This window comes from Paraplanobispora siamensis (assembly GCF_016863175.1).
Classification (GTDB): Bacteria; Actinomycetota; Actinomycetes; order Streptosporangiales; family Streptosporangiaceae; genus Planobispora; species Planobispora siamensis.
Window position 1 is genome coordinate 1 of sequence record NZ_BOOJ01000064.1, and the last position, 15,465, is coordinate 15,465.

16 protein-coding genes and 1 pseudogene are annotated in these 15,465 nt (G+C 73.2%); 8 read left to right on the forward strand and 9 right to left on the reverse strand.

All coding sequences use genetic code 11. The features are described 5' to 3' along the window. A partial coding sequence (locus Psi01_RS34310; protein WP_204068312.1) for an MCP four helix bundle domain-containing protein occupies positions 1-801 on the reverse strand: 801 nt, incomplete at its 3' end. Positions 802-1,032: 231 nt separating this feature from the next. Here Psi01_RS34310 and Psi01_RS34315 point away from each other — a divergent pair. After that, positions 1,033-1,986 (forward strand): SRPBCC family protein, encoded by a 954-nt coding sequence (locus tag Psi01_RS34315; RefSeq protein WP_204068313.1) that lies wholly within the window; start codon positions 1,033-1,035, stop codon positions 1,984-1,986. Between the two features lie 10 nt (positions 1,987-1,996). Beyond that, the gene (locus Psi01_RS34320; RefSeq protein WP_204068314.1) at positions 1,997-3,166 is read left to right on the forward strand and encodes a zinc-dependent alcohol dehydrogenase; all 1,170 of its coding nucleotides are present in this window, start codon (positions 1,997-1,999) and stop codon (positions 3,164-3,166) included. A gap of 48 nt (positions 3,167-3,214) precedes the next feature. Here the strand turns inward: Psi01_RS34320 and Psi01_RS34325 are convergent, their stop codons facing one another. Together Psi01_RS34325 and Psi01_RS34330 are read right to left on the reverse strand one after the other, a co-directional pair. Then, positions 3,215-3,652: a hypothetical protein gene (locus Psi01_RS34325; protein WP_204068315.1), complete on the reverse strand. Its 438-nt coding sequence runs from the start codon at positions 3,650-3,652 to the stop codon at positions 3,215-3,217. A 191-nt stretch (positions 3,653-3,843) separates the two neighbouring features. Continuing rightward, positions 3,844-6,582, reverse strand: a complete 2,739-nt coding sequence (locus Psi01_RS34330) for a multicopper oxidase domain-containing protein (protein WP_204068316.1) — start codon at positions 6,580-6,582, stop codon at positions 3,844-3,846. A 300-nt stretch (positions 6,583-6,882) separates the two neighbouring features. On the opposite strand from Psi01_RS34330, the gene Psi01_RS34335 reads away from it, so the two are divergent. Then, entirely contained in the window at positions 6,883-7,773 is an 891-nt protein-coding gene (locus Psi01_RS34335) for a hypothetical protein (protein WP_204068317.1), read from the forward strand. Here Psi01_RS34335 and Psi01_RS34340 read toward each other — a convergent pair. Next, entirely contained in the window at positions 7,763-8,161 is a 399-nt protein-coding gene (locus Psi01_RS34340) for a hypothetical protein (protein ID WP_204068318.1), read from the reverse strand. The genes Psi01_RS34335 and Psi01_RS34340 overlap by 11 nt on opposite strands. A 128-nt stretch (positions 8,162-8,289) precedes the next feature. Between Psi01_RS34340 and Psi01_RS34345 the strand changes: the two genes are divergently transcribed. Further along, positions 8,290-9,117: an ATP-grasp domain-containing protein gene (locus Psi01_RS34345; protein WP_204068319.1), complete on the forward strand. Its 828-nt coding sequence runs from the start codon at positions 8,290-8,292 to the stop codon at positions 9,115-9,117. An 18-nt stretch (positions 9,118-9,135) separates the two neighbouring features. Here Psi01_RS34345 and Psi01_RS34350 read toward each other — a convergent pair whose 3' ends face one another. Then, positions 9,136-10,110 carry an adenylate/guanylate cyclase domain-containing protein gene (locus tag Psi01_RS34350; protein ID WP_204068320.1) on the reverse strand — a complete coding sequence of 325 codons (975 nt, stop codon included), beginning with the start codon at positions 10,108-10,110 and terminating at the stop codon, positions 9,136-9,138. Positions 10,111-10,221: 111 nt separating this feature from the next. Between Psi01_RS34350 and Psi01_RS34355 the strand changes: the two genes are divergently transcribed. Beyond that, positions 10,222-10,821: a phosphoribosylanthranilate isomerase gene (locus tag Psi01_RS34355; protein ID WP_204068321.1), complete on the forward strand. Its 600-nt coding sequence runs from the start codon at positions 10,222-10,224 to the stop codon at positions 10,819-10,821. A 68-nt stretch (positions 10,822-10,889) separates the two neighbouring features. On the opposite strand, the gene Psi01_RS34360 is transcribed toward Psi01_RS34355, so the two are convergent. Beyond that, a complete protein-coding gene (locus Psi01_RS34360) occupies positions 10,890-11,516 on the reverse strand; it encodes an NUDIX hydrolase (RefSeq protein WP_204068322.1) in 627 nt (208 codons plus the stop codon). Between the two features lie 134 nt (positions 11,517-11,650). Between Psi01_RS34360 and Psi01_RS34365 the strand changes: the two genes are divergently transcribed. Further along, a complete protein-coding gene (locus tag Psi01_RS34365; protein WP_204068323.1) occupies positions 11,651-12,295 on the forward strand; it encodes a TetR/AcrR family transcriptional regulator in 645 nt (214 codons plus the stop codon). Between the two features lie 125 nt (positions 12,296-12,420). Beyond that, positions 12,421-13,026, forward strand: coding sequence for an Rv1733c family protein (locus Psi01_RS34370; protein ID WP_204068324.1), 606 nt, complete (start codon positions 12,421-12,423; stop codon positions 13,024-13,026). A gap of 107 nt (positions 13,027-13,133) precedes the next feature. On the opposite strand, the gene Psi01_RS34375 is transcribed toward Psi01_RS34370, so the two are convergent. After that, positions 13,134-13,547, reverse strand: a complete 414-nt coding sequence (locus tag Psi01_RS34375) for a Clp protease N-terminal domain-containing protein (protein WP_204068325.1) — start codon at positions 13,545-13,547, stop codon at positions 13,134-13,136. Positions 13,548-13,999: 452 nt separating this feature from the next. After that, positions 14,000-14,071: pseudogene (locus Psi01_RS44625) on the reverse strand (winged helix-turn-helix transcriptional regulator); the annotation flags it as partial. On the opposite strand from Psi01_RS44625, the gene Psi01_RS34385 reads away from it, so the two are divergent. Further along, positions 14,052-14,249 (forward strand): DUF4287 domain-containing protein, encoded by a 198-nt coding sequence (locus Psi01_RS34385; RefSeq protein ID WP_204068326.1) that lies wholly within the window; start codon positions 14,052-14,054, stop codon positions 14,247-14,249. The pseudogene Psi01_RS44625 and the gene Psi01_RS34385 sit on opposite strands and share 20 nt — an antisense overlap. A 12-nt stretch (positions 14,250-14,261) precedes the next feature. Here the strand turns inward: Psi01_RS34385 and Psi01_RS34390 are convergent, their stop codons facing one another. After that, entirely contained in the window at positions 14,262-15,404 is a 1,143-nt protein-coding gene (locus Psi01_RS34390) for a methyl-accepting chemotaxis protein (RefSeq protein WP_204068327.1), read from the reverse strand. Positions 15,405-15,465 lie beyond the last annotated feature (61 nt).

Here is a 15,465-nt window from a genome sequence, read left to right on the forward strand (position 1 = left end):
GCGGGAGGTCACCTCGGCGTTGTGGGTCAGGTCGCCGCTGGCGGTGGCGTCCAGCGTCCGGTGCAGCGCGTTCATCGAACGAGTCATCTGGCGGGAGAAGATCTGCGCCAGCGCGAGGGCGAGCAGCAGGCCGGCGACGAGCAGCACGATGATCAGGGTGCGGGCGGACTCGTAGCGGTCGGTGGCGGCGGCGGTCATCGCCCCGGTGGCCGTCTGCTCGTAGTCCGCCAGCCGCTTGAGCGCGTCCTTGAACTCGGTGGTGACGGTGGTGAACTCGTCGACCAGCTTCTTGATCTCGGCGGGGGAGACGGTCGCCGTCGCCGCGTTCTGGCCGAAGGTGACGGCGTCACGCAGGGTCTGGAACCGCTTCCACGCGTCGTCGAAGTCCGTCATGGCCTTCTGCCGCGCGGAGTCCGCCGGGGCGGCGGTCCGGTAGGCCTCGAACTCGCTGGTCACGCCCGCGGTGGCGTCCTCGACGCTCTTCTTGAAGACGGCCTTGAGCTGGGGGTCGGGGACGCTGGTGTAGCCGAGGGTGGCGTCGACCATGTCGGCCATGTTGCCGCGCATGTTGCTGAGGTGCACCAGGCGCTCGACGTTGCCCTCCTTGACGGCGGTCAGGTCGTCGTTCAGCGCGCTCATGCGGGTGAGCGCCACCGTGCCGACGCCCGCGGCCATGGCGGCCATGAGCAGGACGGTGATGAGGATCTTGGTGTTGATGCGGCGGTCGGCGAACCACCCCAGCACGGGGTTGCGCCGCACGGTTATCACGGGGCCCGGGGTGCGGGCAGCAGGGGCGGTCAAGGTCTGATCCTTTCCGGCACACGATCGATGAGCCGCGAAGATGCCGGGTGGCAGAGGCGGCCGGAACACCTCATCGACAGTGGCTGACGCCATATGAGCCGTTCGGGGCGGTGATGTTCGGAAGCGTCCCCCGGTATCACCGCGCGCCGGAAGGGTACGGAAAGTAGCTGTAGTGCTACTTAGCGTGCTGAATGCGAATTCCCGCCGACCATTCAGCCAGACGAGGACGACATGAGCGAACAATACGATCGAAAAACCGACAATCTGGCCCGGATGCTCGGCGTGGCCAGCCTGGGGCTGGGCGCGATGGAGATCATCCGACCGGGAGCCGTCAGCCGGCTCGGCGGCGTCGACGACTCGGGCCTGGCCCGCGCCGTGATGCCGGCGTTCGGGGCGCGGGAGCTGCTGCACGCGGCGCTCCTGCTGGGCGGGCGCAGGCCGGCCTCCCGGGTGTGGACCCGCGTCGCGGGCGACGCCCTGGACCTGGGCGCGCTGGGCAGGGCGATCGCCGCCCGCGACGGCCGGCGGCGCCGCCGAGCCCTGATCGCCATGGCGGCGGTCCTCGGCATCACCGCCCTCGACGTCTACACCATGGTCCGCGCGGGCCGGCGCCGGTCGAAGCCCGGCAGCGCGCAGGGCGAGCACGCCGCGGTCCTGCAGGCGGCCCGGCGCGACGACACCCTCCACGCGGCGATCACCATCGACCGCCCGCGCGAGGAGGTCTACCGCTTCTGGCACGAGTTCGAGAACCTGCCCCGCTTCATGATCCATCTGGAGTCGGTGGAGACGGTCGGCGACGGGCTCTCGCACTGGAGGGCCGCCGGTCCGGCCGGGACGAGCGTCGCGTGGGACGCCGAGGTCGTCGAGGACCGCCCGGGCGAGCTGATCGCCTGGTGCGCCGTCGGCGGCCCCGTGAACGCCGGCGGTCGCGTGCGCTTCGCCGACGCGCCCGGCGGCCGCGGCACCGAGGTGCGGGTGGAGCTCTCCTACCATCCGCCGGGCGGCAAGGTCGGCCTGGCCGTCGCCAAGCTGGCCGGCGAGCACCCCGAGCAGCAGGTCAGAGACGATCTGCGCCGCCTCAAGCAGATCATGGAGGTCGGACAGGTGGTCCGTTCCGAAGGCAGCCCGGAGGGCACCCGCGCGCTGCGGCAGGCCGCCCAGCGCCCAGCCCAGCCCACGAGATGAGGAGAGACCGGTGAAAGCCAACTGCTGGATGGGCCGTACCACCGTCGAGGTCCGTGAGGTCCCCGACCCGAAGATCCTGAACTCCCGTGACGCGATCATCCGCATCACCGCCTCCGCGATCTGCGGCTCCGACCTGCACCTGTACAACGGTTACGTCCCCACCATGAAGAAGGGCGACATCCTCGGCCACGAGTTCATGGGCGAGGTGGTGGAGCTGGGCTCGGAGGTGCGCAACCTCAAGATCGGCGACCGGGTGGTCGTGCCGTTCCCGATCTCCTGCGGCAGGTGCGCCTCCTGCCGCGCAGGGCTGTACTCGGTGTGCGAGAACTCCAACCCCAACGCGGGCATGGCGGAGAAGCTCATGGGCCACTCGCCCAGCGGCATCTTCGGCTACTCCCACATGCTGGGCGGCTACCCGGGAGGCCAGGCGCAGTACGCGCGCGTGCCGTTCGCGGACGTGGGACCGGTCAAGGTCGACGACGACCTGTCCGACGAGCAGGCGCTGTTCCTGTCCGACATCCTGCCCACCGGCTGGATGGGCGCGGAGATGTGCGACATCAAGCCCGGCGACACGATCGCCGTCTGGGGCGCGGGGCCGGTCGGCCAGTTCGCGATGGCCAGCGCCTTCCTGATGGGCGCCGAGCGGGTCATCGCCATCGACCGCTTCCCCTACCGGCTGAGGAGGGCCGAGCGCGCGGGGGCCGAGACGCTGGACTACGAGGAGGTCAACGTCCTGGAGGCGCTGCGTGACATGACCGCCGGGCGCGGCCCGGACGCGTGCATCGACGCCGTGGGCATGGAGGCCCACCACCCCGTCGCCGTCATGCACGCCTACGACCGGGCCCGGCAGGCGACCCGGATGGAGACCGAGCGGCCGCACGCCCTGCGGGAGGCGATCATGTCCTGCCGCAACGGCGGCATCGTCTCGGTGATCGGCGTGTACGGCGGGCTGCTGGACAAGTTCCCGATGGGCGCGCTGATGAACCGGTCGCTGACGCTGAGGGCCGGCCAGTGTCACGTGCAGCGGTACATGGAACCCCTGATGGGCCGGATCCGCAACGGCGACATTGACCCCACCATGGTCATCAGCCACCGGATGCGGCTGGAGGACGCCCCGGAGGGGTTCGCGATGTTCAGGGACAAGCAGGACGACTGCAACAAGATCGTCCTGCGCCCGTAGCCGCGACGGTGAGCCTCCGGACCCCGACGGGCCCGGGGGCTCACCGGTTCAGGTGGCGGGCAGTGCGGTGGCCAGCAGGACCACGCCCACCGAGCCCACCAGCGAGGCCACCGCCGCCGCCCGCGCCAGCGCCGGGCGCCCGCCGCTCGAGGCCCACCCGTGCAGGGCCGCCGTCGCCATCACCGCGCAGAACAACGCCAGCTTGGCCGCCAGGATCCGCCCGTATCCCGGGTCGGCGAGCGAGGCCCAGGTGACGCCCTTGTGCCAGGCCAGCGCGACACCGGTGCCCAGCTGCACCGGCAGGAACACCGCCGCGGTGAACAGCCCGAAGCGGCGCCCGACCGCGCGCATCACCGTCGCGCGCCGCTCGTCGTCCAGCAGCCGCCGCGCCAGCGGCATCACCACCAGCGACACCGTCAGCTGCCCGCCTACCCACAGCGCCGCCCCCATCACGTGCGCGAAGCGCACCACCGACCACCACGTCACGCCAGACTCACCTTTCCCACCACGCTCGCGTCGTCATCATCGCGCGCCCCCCTGGAGCACCGCGCGGTGCCCTCGGAGCATCGCGCGCTCCCGTGGGCACCGCGCGGTGGTCTCGAAGCACTGCGCGTCCTCGTGGATCACGACGCGGTGGCCTCGAAGCACCGCGCGTTCCCCTCAATCACCGTGCGGCATCACCGCGCGGCGACCTCGAACAGGCCGTGCGCGCCGGCCTCGGCGCGGCGCATCGCGTGGTCGACCACCGGATAGCGGCCCGGCTCGGGGAAGACCAGCTCCGCGAAGCCGCCCTGGGCCGGGGCCAGGTCCAGCACCTGCGCCCCGCCCGGATCGCCGGAACGCAGCAGGTAGGCGCCCTCCTCGTAGACGGTGTCGAAGGGCGCGCCCACCATGTGCAGCGCGGTGCCCGAGCTCGGTCCCGCGGCCACCGCCCAGATCCGCACCCGCTCGCCAGCCTTCGCCTTCAGCGGCGCGTGGTCGTAGCCGGCCGCGGCGCCGTTGAACATCCACCCGTCGGGGCGGTCCTCGCGCAGCCTGGCGACCTGGCCGTCGCTGCCGGGCTCACCGAGGTACAGCTCCCCGGAGACCAGCAGGTACTCGCGGTCGGCCCGGGGCAGGCCCGGTGGGTCGATGATCACCGCTCCGTACATGCCGGCGGCGATGTGCAGGCTCATCGGCATGGTCGAGCAGTGGTACAGCCACGCCCCCGCGTGCTCGGCGCGGAACCGGTAGGTCAGCCGCTGCCCCGGGTCGATGGTGCGCATCACCGTGTCGGGGGCGTTGGCGCCGGCGTGGAAGTCGATGCCGTGCCCCACGGTGCCGCCGTTGACGAAGGTGACGGTGAACACGTCACCGACCTTGCCGCGCAGCACCGGGCCGGGCACGGTCCCGTTGAACGTCCACACCCGCTGCCGCACGCCGGGAGCGACCTCCAGCACGGTGCGGTCGTCGACGCGGATCTCCACGGCGTGCTCGGTGCCGCCGGGCGCGGGCTTCAGCGTCGCGTCGTACGGCTTCCACCCGGGCGAGAAGGGCGCGGCCAGGTCCAGCCCCGGCGCGCCGGGATCCGCGCTGCCGGTGCCGCTGCCGGGCGTCGTGTCGCCTGAGCCCGTGCCGCCCGTCCCGGTCGCCGTGTCACCCGGGTCCGTGCTGTCCGCGCCGCCCGCCGTACCGCCGGAATCCGTGCCGCCCGCCGTACCGCCGTCGGAAGACCGCGCCTGCCCGGCCGGGTCGTGCGTTCCGTGTCCGGTGCCGGCCCCGGCGAGCGCGGCGGTGGGCACGATGCGCATCGTCATGCCCGCGGCCCTGTGCCCGGCCACGGTGCACCAGCCCTCGACCGTCTCACCGAGCGGCTCCAGCCTCAGGGTGGCGCTCTGCCCGGCCGCCAGCATCGGCGTGCGCTCGCCGGTGGCCAGGCGCAGGTCGTGCCGCTGGGCGTCGGCGTTGGTGACGCGCAGCGTCAGCACCGTGCCCGGCGCGGCCTCGATCACCGACGGCCGCACCCGCATGCCCGACAGGGTCACCTCGACCGTCCTGGCGCCCGTGGCGGTCACCGAGGCGGCCGGGCCCGGATCCCCGGTGACGGCGACGACGACCGCGGCGGCCGTCAGCAGGCAGCCGGCGACCACCCCGGCCAGCGCGGGGGAGGCCGCCGCCCGGCGTGCGGGATGCTCCTCCGCCGCCGACCGCACCAGGGCGGCCACGGCCAGGACGACGAAGGCCGCGACCGACGCCAATACCAGCGCCCAGCCCAGCAGCGTCAGCGGCTCCGGCACGGGCAGCGCCAGCAGCGGCACACCGGCGTTCAGCGCCGCCAGCCGGACCGGCCAGCCGCGCTCCAGCAGGGCCGCGTTCTGCTTGAACCGGGCCGGACCGCCGCCCAGTACGGCCGGCAGCAGGTGCAGCAGCGAGCCCAGCAGAATCTGCGCGACGAACCCGGCCAGCACCAGCGGTACCAGCGGCTCCAGCGCGGCGGCGACCTGCTCCGTCGGCCGGCCGGCGACGATCACCAGGTCGGCGATGAGGGAGATCTCGAACCAGGCGACACCCGCGGCCAGCATCCAGGAGGCCCCGGTGTGCGGGCGGCGGGCGCGCACCGCCTCCGCCAGCGGTACCAGCGCCGCGCCCGCCCCGGCCGCGTACACCGCCAGGCCCGCGGCGGCGAGGACGCGCAGGTCCGCCAGGAGGCCGCCGGTCAACAGCACCAGGCCGGAGGCGGCCAGCCGCAGCCCGGCCCGCGAGGCCCGCCGGGTCCGCTCCGACATGCGGGTGCGCAGCACCGTCGGCCAGAGCGTGAACAGCGTGCCGAGCACGGTCAGGCCGACCCAGCCGAGCAGGTTCACCTGGGCGTGCGCGGCGTGCAGCCGCTCGTGCAGGCCGCCGTGGGCGACGTGGGCGGCCATCAGCCCGCCGAGGGTGCCGCCGACGGCCAGCGCCCCGGCCGCGGCCGCGTACCAGCCGATGACGTGGCCGAACCGGCCCGGCAGCGCCCGCCGTACCATGCCGACCAGGACGGCGGCGTGCCAGAGCACGACCGCCACCACCGCGGCCGCCCCGGCCGCCGCCACCGGCCACGGCCCGGCCGTCATGCCGTACAGCACGGCCACCGCGCCGGCGTTCAGCACGCCGAGGCGGATCAGGCTCCCGCGCGGCTCGGGGGTGCGGGCGCGCAGCAGCGCGACGGTGAAGTGCTCGCTCCAGATCAGGATGGCGGTGCTGACCGCGCCCAGCAGGAAGAGGTGGATCAGCAGCCAGCGGGGCGCGGGCAGCCCGTCACCGGCCAGCGCGGCCGCGACCGTCGCCGCCAGCCAGGCCACCACGAGCGCGTTGGCCCGCAGATGCCAGGAGGCGCGGTGGCGCACCGGTCCCGGCGGCGGTCCGGGCGGAGCCTTCTCGATGCGGATCTCGGATGTCACCTCGGTGCCTTCCCGGTCGCGGGTCCGGCTTCACGCTAGTGAGCACCGGTGCGCCCGGGACAGGACTCAAGGACCGTCCTGACAGGGGCCAAAGTCCCCGGTCCGGTACGGCCCGCGTGCCGGCGCCGGCGGCGATGCCGGTCGCCCGCCTGGGAGGAGGCGTCGGCTGGGTCATCGTCGCGATCCACGGTCTGTCCGACCTCGTCTACGTGGACCTGCTGCTGCAGGGCCGCTGAGAGGCGGCCGGCGGCGACCGATTCCTGCAAGACCGGAACGCCGCCGCCGGGGAAGGATGGCCCCATGAACGTCGACCTGTCCGCGGCCACCGCCTTCATGGCGACCCATGCCCGCATCCTGGACCGCCGCCGCTTCCGGCTGCTGACGGGTGAGAGCGACGATCCCGCCGCCGTGCTGGCGGCGCTGGACGGCTACCGCAACCCGGACGGCGGCTACGGCTGGGGCCTGGAGCCCGACCTGCGCTCCCCCGAGAGCCAGCCGGGGGCCGCCCTGCACGCCTTCGAGGTGTTCGGCGACGTCGGCCCGGCCGTCTCCCCGCGGGCGGCCGGGCTGTGCGAGTGGCTGGACTCGGTCAGCCTGCCGGACGGCGGCCTGCCGTTCGCGCTGCCGTCCGCGACCACCGCGGGCAACGCCCCCTGGTGGGCGGGCGCAGACCCGTCGGTCTCGTCGTTGCAGATCACCTCCGTGACCGCGGCCGCCGCCCTCCAGGTCGCCGCCCACGATCCGGCCGTGGCCACGCACCCCTGGCTCGAACGGGCCGTCCGCTACTGCCTGACCGCGATCGAGGCGATCGAGGAGACGCCGCACGCGTACGTCCTGGCCTTCGCGGTGCGCTTCCTCGACGCGGTGCACGACACCCGTCCCGAGGCCGCCGGTCTCCTCGCCGTCCTGGGCAAGCACATCCCCGCCGACGGCAGGGTCCGCGTCGAGGGCGGCACCGAGGAGGAGACACTCCACCCCCTGGACTTCGCGCCGTACCCCGACCGCCCCGTCCGGGCCCTGTTCGCGTCCGAGGTGATCTCCGCCGATCTGGACCGCCTGGCCGGCATGCAGGAGGCCGACGGCGGGTGGACGGTCGACTACGCCGTGATCTCGCCCGCGGGCAGCATGGACTGGCGCGGCTACACCACGGTGCGCGCCGTCGACATCCTGCGCCGCAACCTCAGGATCTGATCTCGGGCCGGTCCGCGATCCAGGCGGCGCGCTGCGCCATGCCCTCGGCCAGCAGGTGCCGCAGCTCGGGGCCTTCGACGAGGGCGGAGTCCGGCGCGGAGCTGTACCGCAGCCGGGTGAGCACCCAGATCTCCGTACGGCCCACCTCGGCGGCCTCCTCGGCCAGCTCCGGGGGGATGTCGTCCGGCTCCTCGGCGCGGTAGGCCGCGAAGACGTCGGGAAGCCGCATCCCCCGCCCGGTGGGGGAGAAACGCTCGGCCAGCTCCTCGGCGGGAGGGCGTCCGGACAGCGCGCGCAGCGACAGGGCGTAACCCAGGAAGTCGCCGATGACCTGGTCCGGATCGTCGGTGACGTTGTAGGACGGGCTCTGGAGGCGGACGGTGCGCATGCCGCAGAGTACCCGGCCCGCGGCCCGGACGGATCGACGCCTGTGGAGAGGCGGGGAGCCGGACCCGCGCGGGCGGGCAAGGGCCGGGACGGGGTAGTTTGCAGAGGCCCGACCCCGTCAGGAGGACCATGCCGCCCGCCCGTCCCCGCATCCTGTTCGTCACAGACCTGGCCTACGAGGCGCGCGGGCGCCGCTACTGCGACGAGGACATCTTCCTGACCTCCCGGCTGCGCGAGGACTTCGACCTGGCCCTGTGCCATCCGCTGGAGGCGGCCGCGCTGATGGACGCCTTCGAGATGGTCGTGGTGCGCAACAGCGGCCCGGTCCTGCACTATCGGGCCGGTTACGAGGACTTCCGCGCCCGCGCGCTGAAGGACGGCGTGCGCGTCTACAACGAGCTGACCGGCAAGGGCGACATGGCGGGCAAGGGGTATCTCCTCGACCTGAGCGCCGCCGGATACCCGGTGATCCCGACCGCCGGGCGGCGCGAGGACCTGGGCCGTCTGCCGGAGGCGCGGGAGTACGTGGTCAAGCCCGTGCTGGGCGCCGACTCCATCGGCCTGGAGTTCGTCTCCCGGGACCGGCTGGAGGACAGCGCCCTGGACGGCGTGCTCGTCCAGCCGCGCGTCGACTTCCGCTACGAGGTCTCCTTCTACTTCGTCGACCACGCCTTCCAGTACGCCCTGTACGCCCCCCGGCCCGACCGGCGCTGGGTGCTGGAACCGTACGACCCCACCCCGGCCGACCTGGCCTTCGCGCAGCGCTTCGTCGACTGGAACGCCATCGACCACGGCATCCAGCGCGTGGACGCCTGCCGCACCCCCGGCGGGGAACTGCTGCTGGTGGAGCTGGAGGACCTCAACCCCTATCTGTCCCTGGACCTGCTGTCCGACCGGACCCGGGAGTCCTTCGTCGCGGCGATGAAGGACTCGCTGCGCCGCCTGCTGGCCCGGTAGGACCGGCGGCTCGAAAATCTACGACGTAAAGGCGCTGTCCCTGGTGACACTCCTGGTGACGACTGAGGGGGCCAGCTCACCCAGGCCGCGCACGGTGAGGCGGTCCATCGAGCGCAGCGTGAACGCCCCCTCGCCCGCCAGCTCCTCGGCCATAGCGGGGTCGACCAGCACGGCGCCGGTGGGGGCCAGGGCGGTGAGCCTGCTGGCCAGGTTGACCGTGGTGCCGAACACGTCGCCCATGCGGCCGATCACCTGGCCGACCGCGAGGCCCACCCGCAGCGCCGGCATGCCCTTGGAGCGGGAGTGGACCTCCACCAGCCGCAGGGCGATGTCGGCCGCGGTGGCCGCGGTGTCGGTGACGAACAGCACCGAGTCGCCGAGCGTCTTGACCACCCGGCCCTGCGCGGAGGTGACGACGTCGGCCGAGCGGCTCTCGAACCGCTCGACGAGGGCGGCCAGCTCCTTCTCGGAGATCTGGCGGCTCAGCCGGGTGAACCCGACCAGGTCGGCGAAGCCCACGGCCAGCCGTACGGTGCCCGTCTCCTCCTGGTACACCACGCGCCCCGCGGCGGCGGCCAGCTGCCGCCGCCAGGCGTAGACCAGCAGCCGTTCCAGGTCCGGCACCACCCGGTCGGCCCGCGTGCGCCAGATGTCCGCGCGTTCCTCGCGGGGGACCCCGGCCTGGTCGAGCACCTCGACGCCGATCACGGCCTGGGACTCCGCCAGCCGGGCGGTGGCCCTGCCCAGCGACCGGGTCACCAGGAGCGCGTGCTCCTCGTCGTAGGTGCCGTCGCGGACCAGGGCGATCAGCGTCAGGAGCGCCTCGACGTCGGAGTCGGTGAACTCCACCTCGTCGTCGGCGACGTTGGCGAAGCCGAAGGCACGCCAGAACCGCCGCGCGCGATACATCGGTATGCCGGCCATGGCGGCCACCTGGCGGCTCGTGTAGCGGCGATGCTGTCGGAGGAACGCCCCCGCCAGTTCGTCGGTCACCGTCTCCTCGACCGTCGTCGGCTCTTTCTTATGACCCTATAAGGGGGATTGGCACCATACATCGCGGGGGCCGCGAGATGCCAGAGCGGCGTTGCCGCTACCCTGCGCAGGGTGTATGTGAAGATCTGCGGGCTGCGTGAGCCCGAGCATGTGGCGGCCGCCGTCGAGGCGGGCGCGGACGCGATCGGTTTCGTCCTGACCCGGAGCTCCCGGCGCGTCACCCCCGAGCGGGCGCGCGAGCTGGCCGCGCAGGTGCCCGAGCACGTGCTGACCGTGGCGGTCTTCGCCGGGGAGGGCCCCGAGCAGGTGCGGGCGGCCACGCTGGCCTCGGGCGTGCGCGCCGTCCAGCTGCACGGCGACCACCCGCACGGGGACTTCACCGCGCTGCGCGACCTCGGCCTCACCCTGGTGCGGGCCGGGGCGGCGGGTGTGGACCTGCGCTGCGGCGCCTTCGACGAGGACCTGCTGATCGTCGACGCGCCCCGGCCCGGCTCGGGCGAGCCGTGGGACTGGGCGGCGGTGCGCGGCCGTCCGTCGGGCCGCTGGATGCTCGCCGGGGGACTGGACGCCTCGAACGTGGCCGCGGCGATCGACGCGGCCCGCCCGTGGGGGGTGGACGTCTCCAGCGGGGTGGAGAGCGCGCCCGGGGTCAAGGACACCGGGCGCATCAGGGACTTCGTCACCGCCGCCCGCGAGGCCGCCGCCGGCTGATCCCCGCCGGAGGCACGGCGGCCGGGGCGGGCCGATCGCCGCGAGTGGCGTGGCGGCCGGGGCGGACGCTAGCGGTGCGTCCACTCCGGCTGGAGGAAGTCGGCCACCCGGGCGGTGCGCCCGAGCAGCACGATCTCGCGGAACTGCCACAGCAGCGCCCCGGTGGGGGCGTGGATCACCATCTGCGGGCCCAGGTGCATCTGCAGCAGCTGCCCGCCGTCCGGATGCGGCACCCAGCGCACCACGTCGGGCGCGGCCAGCCGGTGCAGCGGCACGTGGTGCACCGAGTGGACCTCCTCGGCGCTGGGGGTCAGCGGTCCGGGATCGGTCACCGCCACGACGATGGGGGTGATCGTGAAGTTCGACGCGGCGGGGAAGTCGTCGAGCCGCCCCAGTACGGCCTCCGGCGCGGCGCTCAGGCCGATCTCCTCGTGCAGTTCGCGCAGCGCCGCGTGCAGCGGGCTCTCGCCCGGCTCCAGGCGTCCGCCCGGCAGCGCCCACTGGCCCGCGTTGCGGCCCCGGTAGGCCCGCTTGATGACGATCACCGAGGGGAGCCCCTCGCGCTCCACGACGCACAGCGCCACCGCCGCCCGCCGTACCCCCGGCGCGTCGGGGAGCGTCGTGTGCCGGTGCGCCGCCAGCCGGTCGGCGGCGCACGCCCGCAACGCCGCCAGGTCGCCGAGGGGATCGTTCATGGACGCATCATGCCAGACCGTCATCCGCCCTCCGGCGAGGGCGAGCGTGGTCCGGCCGGAGGACCGTGATGCTTAGGTTTGACATAGATATGTGCCAAGGAGAAATTTCGGTCGAGTACATGTATGGTGACGGCATGAGCGAGCAGGCCGTCGGGCTGAGAGAACTGAAGAAGCGTCAGACCAGGGAGAACATCTCGAACCAGGCCACCAGGCTGTTCCTGGAACGGGGCTTCGACAACGTCACGATCGCCGAGGTGGCCGCCGCCGCGCAGGTCGCCAAGATGACCGTCACCAACTACTTCCCCCGCAAGGAGGACCTCGCCCTCGACACGCACGAGCTCTTCGTGCAGTCGCCCGCCAGGACCGTCCGGGAGCGCCGGCCCGGCGAGTCCGCGCTCGCCGCGCTCCGGGACGCCTACCTGGCCGCGGTGGCCGGGCACGACCCGATCATCGGCTTCTCCGGCCCGCGGTTCGCCCGCATGATCGTCGAGAGTCCCGCCCTGGTGGCCCGGCTGCGGGAGTTCCACGACGACCGTGAGAAGGCGCTGGCCGCCGTGCTGGCCGAGGAGACCGGCGCCGGGCCGGACGACATCACCCCCCGCGTGGCGGCGGTCCAGTTGAGCGGCGTCCTCCGGCTGCTGTTCGAGGAGACGCTGCGCCGCACTCTCGACGGGCACGATGACGAGGAGATCGCACAGGTCATCGCCGGCTACGCCCGCACCGCCTTCGGCGCCCTGGAGCCCTCACTCGCCGGCTACGCCGCCCGCCCCGCCCGATAGCCCCGGAGAAGGCCGGAGAAAGGCCGTACGGCGCCGCTTCGCGGCATGCATGACAGGGGCGGAGCGGGGTAGCGACGGCCCATGGCGTGCCGGATCAGTGGACCGGACGATCGGCCGGGGGGTGGATGCTGACCGTGATCGACTGGATGACCCGGTGCGTGCGCCGGTACCGGCTGGACGGCAACGAGCTGCGCCGCCGCTCCGACCGCCTGGAGACGGCGGCGCTGCTGGTGGCCTTGAGCGTGATCGCGCTCAGTGTGTGGCCCGCGGCGGCGCTGGGCCGGCTGGCCTACGCCGACGGGCTGGCCGCCGAGCGCACCGGTCCCGGCGTCAGGGAGCTGGTGACGGCGACGCTGGTGCAGGACGCGCCCGCTTCGGGGGCCGTCATGGGGGAGGGGGCGCCGAAGGTGACGGCGATGGCCCGGTGGAGGACCTCCGCCGGCGCGCAGGTGACCGGTGAGGTGAGCGTCCTGCCCGGAGCCGGGGCGGGCGCCGTGACCCGAGTGTGGGTGGGCGGCGACGGGCGCGTCACCGCGGCGCCCAAGCACCGGCTGGAGAGCGTGACCCGCGCCGTCGCCGCGGGCGCCGCCGTACTGGCCGGGGTGACGGGGGTGATGACGCTGTGCCTGCTGAGCTGCCGCGTGGTGCTGGATCGCGGGCGCTACGCCGAGTGGGAGGCCGCCTGGATCCGGGAGTTCGAGCGAGGCCCTCACCAGGGAGAGCCCAGTTAATCTGCAACCTGGTTAATCTACATCGTAAAGGCGACGGGTCGTTTCGAACCCGTTTCGAACCCGGCAAGGCACCCCGGAAAACGACGAGAGCGGAGGGCGTCCCCGGCTCAGTGGCCGTGCAGCACCTCGATGACCTGGACGCGGGTCTGGTCGAGACCGATGCCCAGGGCCTCGGGGCCCTCCTCGTGGACGAGGGCGAGCAGCAGGTGCTCGGTCCCGATGTAGCCGTGGCCGAGCCCGGCGGCCTGGTGGCGGGCCTGTGCGACGATGCCGTGCAGATCCGCCCCCGGCGCCCGGATGCGCGCGCCGCCGGCGTCGACGCCCAGGCGGGTGAGCACTGCGACGGCGACGTTGTCGTCGCGGGCCAGCGCCGCCAGGAGGTGCTGCGAGGTGGGACGATCGTCACCCCGGGTGCGGGCCTCGCGCTCCGCCGCCTCCAGCGCCTCCCGGGCGCGGTTGGTCAGCAGTCGCTCCAGTGAGCCGTGCAGGACCTTCCTGTGCCGTATGAGTCCGCGCAACATGGCGCCTCCTTGTGAGGAGAGTGCCCCGATTCTCTCACCGCGGCCGGGCGGCCGGTGCTCAGAAGCGGAACATCTCGGCGAACCGGTCGAGGTGGGCCGGGTCGCCGTGCAGGCGCAGGCTTCCCTCGGCCAGCACCTCTTCGGGGGTTCTGTCGCCGCTCATCAGCGCGGATCGGGTGGCCGGCGAGTCTTTCGATGACGAGGTCGGGCCGGGGATGAGGGCCGATGCCGACGGTGAGCCGTCCGTCGGTGACCTGCGCGTTGAGGGTGAAGTCGCCCATGCGGATCTCGTAGCCGGCGGTGAGGCCCCGGGCCGCGTCCGGCCGGTGGGCGGTGCGGAAGGACATGGCGACCGACTCGGCGGTGACGACCTCGCCGGGGCGGGGCTCGGCCAGCGTCCGGGCGCCCCAGCGGCCGAGCGCGATCAGCGCGGGTTCCAGGTCGCGGCCGTGGTCGGTGAGCTCGTAGACGGCCGCCCGCTCGGGATGCGGCAGCGCCCGGCGGTTGGCCAGGCCCGCCTCCAGCTACTTCCCGTCCATCGAGAAGAAGTACGGCCGCCCCGTCCGGGAGCGGATCGACCCGATCGGCTCCTCCGACCTGACCAGGCACTCCGAACTCGTCGCGTGGCTCAAGAGCGAACACGGCCTCGGTCACGGCCACGCCACGGCACTCGTCGCCCGCACTCTCGCCGGCCGCAAGTAGGCCGGGCTCCCCTCAGCAGCGGAACGAGGAGGTCAGGCGGTTCAGTTCGGCGGACATCGAGGCGAGTTCCACGGCGGCCTCGCGGGTCTGCCGGCTGGCCTGGCCGGCGTGGGAGGCGGCTTCGCGGACGTTGGTGATCGCCTCGGTGATCGCGGTGGAGCTCCGCGACACCTCGTCGGCGCCACCGGCCATCGCGCCGGTGACGGCGGTCTGCTCCTCCACGGCCGCGGCGATCACGCCCTGGTGGGAGGCGACCGACTGGATGACCGAGCCGATGCCGGAGACCGCCTCCACGACGCGTTCGGTGCCGGCCTGGATGTCGCCGATCCGCTGAGTGATCTCGTCGGTCGCCGTGGCGGTGGCCTGCGCCAGCTCCTTGACCTCGCCCGCGACGATGGCGAAGCCGCGACCGGCCTCTCCGGCGCGGGCCGCCTCGATGGTGGCGTTGAGGGCGAGCAGGTTGGTCTGCGAGGCGATGGCGGTGATGGAGCGCACGACCTCGCCGATGCGCTGACCGGCCTCCCGCAGCAGGTCGACGTCGGCGGTGGCCCGGTCGGTGTTGACGACCGCCTCGGCGGCCACCGTGGAGACCGCCGAGGTGTTCGTGCTGATCTCCCTGATCGCGCCCTGCATCTCCTCGGTGGCGGTGGCGATGCCCGCCAGGTCGTGGGCCGAGGACTGGACCGCGCGGTAGACCGTCTCCAGTTCCGTCGCCGTCTGCCCGACCGAGTCCGCCATCGCGGCGCTGGCGCCGTCCAGTCCGGCGGCGGCGTGCGAGAGGCGTTCGGCGGCCTCCCTGATGCCTCGGACGGTGCCGCCGACCTGGGTGGTCATCGTGTTGAACGAGCCGGCCAGCAGCGCGAGCTCGTCCTTGCCCATGATCTCCATGCGCTGCGTCATGTCGCCCTCGGCGGCCGCCATGGCCACCTTCGCGGCGTGCTTGAGGCCCTTGACGACGGTGAGCTGTACCGACAGCTGAATGTAGACGGCCAGGGGGATCAGCACGATCGGCAGCCAGAGCGCCACCGTGGAGAAGGTCTCCAGCCTGTCCCGGGCCGGTGCGCCGGCCGGCAGCAGTGCCGCCGCCTCATCGGCCGCACCGCTGCCCATCACGCTCAGCGTGACGATGCCGCCGATGTATCCGAGCAGTGCCATGGCGTTCCGGGCCTTGGCCGGAATCCGTTCTACCAAGCGGTACATATGATGCTCCCTACCT

Coding starts and splice junctions, on each gene's coding strand:
- Psi01_RS34315 (WP_204068313.1), top strand. CDS start 1,033: ATGAGCGAACAATACGATCGAAAAACCGACAATCTGGCCCGGATGCTC.
- Psi01_RS34335 (WP_204068317.1), top strand. CDS start 6,883: ATGAACGTCGACCTGTCCGCGGCCACCGCCTTCATGGCGACCCATGCC.
- Psi01_RS34340 (WP_204068318.1), bottom strand. CDS start 8,161: ATGCGCACCGTCCGCCTCCAGAGCCCGTCCTACAACGTCACCGACGAT.
- Psi01_RS34345 (WP_204068319.1), top strand. CDS start 8,290: ATGCCGCCCGCCCGTCCCCGCATCCTGTTCGTCACAGACCTGGCCTAC.
- Psi01_RS34360 (WP_204068322.1), bottom strand. CDS start 11,516: ATGAACGATCCCCTCGGCGACCTGGCGGCGTTGCGGGCGTGCGCCGCC.
- Psi01_RS34365 (WP_204068323.1), top strand. CDS start 11,651: ATGAGCGAGCAGGCCGTCGGGCTGAGAGAACTGAAGAAGCGTCAGACC.
- Psi01_RS34370 (WP_204068324.1), top strand. CDS start 12,421: ATGCTGACCGTGATCGACTGGATGACCCGGTGCGTGCGCCGGTACCGG.
- Psi01_RS34375 (WP_204068325.1), bottom strand. CDS start 13,547: ATGTTGCGCGGACTCATACGGCACAGGAAGGTCCTGCACGGCTCACTG.
- Psi01_RS34390 (WP_204068327.1), bottom strand. CDS start 15,404: ATGGCACTGCTCGGATACATCGGCGGCATCGTCACGCTGAGCGTGATG.